Raw genomic sequence first — 1,486 nt, 5'->3', positions numbered from 1 at the left:
GGCTGGCCGCCGACGCGACCGTCGTCGGGCTGGTCCTGCTCGCCGTGTGCGTGGTCGGCGGTGCGGTGTTCGACGGCGTCGGCCAGGTGACCTGGGCGAGCGTCGTGGACCGCGCCGAGGGCAAGCTCCGCAGCGACCTGCTCAGCGCGGCGCTGCGGCAGCCGCTCGCGACCCTCTCGGAGCAAGCGGTCGGCGAGGTGCTCGACCGGGTCGACGACGACACGCACGCCGTCGGCACCCTCGTGCGCCGCCAGCTCTGGGGCGCCGGCCGCACCGTGGTCGGCGTCGTCCCGATGTGGATCATCGCGGGCATCACCTGGTGGCCCGCCTGGCTGCTGTTCCCCGTGCTGGGTGGCATCGTCGCCCTGCTCACCCGGCCGCTGCTCGGCGAGATCGCGCGCCGCAAGGTGATCGAGGAGGCCGCCTGGACCGACCACGCCGCCGCCTTCGAGGAGGCGGTCGCCGCGCGGAACGACCTGCGCACCAGCCTCGGCCAGGCGTTCGCCGTGCGGCGCCTCGCGCAGCTCTCGGCGATGGTCCACGAGAAGTTCCGCGCGGTGGTGCGCGTCGAGGAGCGCCTGCTGCGGCGGGCCGGCCTCGTGATGTACGCGCTGCTCGCCGGCACCGCGGTCACCTGCGCGGTCGTGGCCGCCGGCGGTGGCCTGTCGGTGGAACAGCTCGTCACGCTGTTCCTGGTCACCGCGATGTTCGTGGGGCAGATGGACAACCTGGTGCACCACCTGCCCGACATCCAGGAGGGCCTCGGCGCGGTGCTGCGCATCCGCCAGATGCTGGAGGTCGAGCCGGAGCCCGAGGGCGGCGACGACCTCCCCGAAGGGCCGCTGGGCCTCGAGCTGCGCGACCTGACCTTCGCCTACGACGAGGGCACGTTCGCCCTGAGCGGCGTGGACCTGCTGGTCCCCGCCGGTGAGACCGTGGCCCTCGTGGGCCGCACTGGCTCGGGCAAGTCGACGCTGGCCGCGCTGCTGTCGCGCGCCGTCGAGCCGGAGCGGGGGTCGGTGTTCCTCGGCGGTGCCGACGTGCGCGACCTGGACCTGCAGAAGCTGCGCGGCGCCGTGGGCGTGGTCACCCAGCGCACGGAGATCATCGCCGGCACGCTCGCGGAGAACATCGCCCTGTTCGCCGACGTGCCGCGTGCCGACATCGAGGCGGCGGTCCGCGAGCTCGGCCTGACCGACTGGACCGCCGGCCTGCCCGACGGCCTCGACACGCTCCTCGGCCCCGGCGGCACCACGCTGTCCGCGGGGGAGGAGCAGCTCGTCGCGTTCGCGCGGCTGCTGGTGCGGCACGTGCAGCTCGTCGTGCTCGACGAGGCCACGGCGCGCATGGACCCGCTCACCGAGGCCCGCGTGGTCGCGGCGTCCGACCGGCTGCTCAGCGGGCGCACCGGCGTGCTCATCGCCCACCGCCTCGGCACCATCGAGCGCGCCGGCCTCGTGGCGGTCCTCGACCACGGCCGCGTGGT

Annotated in this window: 1 protein-coding gene; it reads left to right on the top strand. The window is 74.8% G+C overall.

Annotated elements, in window-relative coordinates:
- Positions 1–1,486, top strand: a 1,486-nt coding sequence (locus PROKR_RS23795) for an ABC transporter ATP-binding protein (protein ID WP_036968600.1), incomplete at both ends; no start/stop codon positions are given.

The organism is Promicromonospora kroppenstedtii DSM 19349 (genome assembly GCF_000515355.1).
GTDB lineage: Bacteria > Actinomycetota > Actinomycetes > Actinomycetales > Cellulomonadaceae > Promicromonospora > Promicromonospora kroppenstedtii.
This window is presented reverse-complemented; position numbering and strand designations above follow the sequence as displayed.